This is a genomic window from Citrobacter sp. CK195, from assembly GCF_030333365.1.
Classification (GTDB): domain Bacteria; phylum Pseudomonadota; class Gammaproteobacteria; order Enterobacterales; family Enterobacteriaceae; genus Citrobacter_B; species Citrobacter_B koseri.
Map to the genome: position 1 here is coordinate 1 of NZ_JAOWGB010000015.1, position 661 is coordinate 661.

Annotated in this window: 1 rRNA gene; it reads right to left on the minus strand. The window is 52.0% G+C overall.

The features are described from left to right. Nucleotides 1-545: ribosomal RNA gene (locus OGX93_RS00665) — 23S ribosomal RNA — on the minus strand; the annotation flags it as partial. Between the last annotated feature and the right edge of the window lie 116 nt (nucleotides 546-661).

The following is a 661-nucleotide window of genomic DNA, read 5'->3' on the forward strand; positions in this document are numbered from 1 at the left end:
AAAGAGGCTCCCACTGCTTGTACGTACACGGTTTCAGGTTCTTTTTCACTCCCCTCGCCGGGGTTCTTTTCGCCTTTCCCTCACGGTACTGGTTCACTATCGGTCAGTCAGGAGTATTTAGCCTTGGAGGATGGTCCCCCCATATTCAGACAGGATACCACGTGTCCCGCCCTACTCATCGAGCTCACAGCCTGTGCGTTTTCGTGTACGGGACTTTCACCCTGTACCGTGCGACTTTCCAGACGCTTCCACTAACACACAAGCTGATTCAGGCTCTGGGCTCCTCCCCGTTCGCTCGCCGCTACTGGGGGAATCTCGGTTGATTTCTTTTCCTCGGGGTACTTAGATGTTTCAGTTCCCCCGGTTCGCCTCGTTAGCCTATGTATTCAGCTAACGATAGTGTGACGAGTCACACTGGGTTTCCCCATTCGGACATCGCCGGGTCAAGGGTTCATATCACCTCGCCGGCGCTTTTCGCAGATTAGCACGTCCTTCATCGCCTCTGACTGCCAGGGCATCCACCGTGTACGCTTGGTCGCTTAACCTCACAACCCGAAGATGTTTCGTGAAACACTTCGCGTTGCGAAAATTTGAGAGACTCATACACACTTTACGTGTGTCGTTTCAATTTTCAGCTTGATCCAGATTTTTAAAGAGCAAA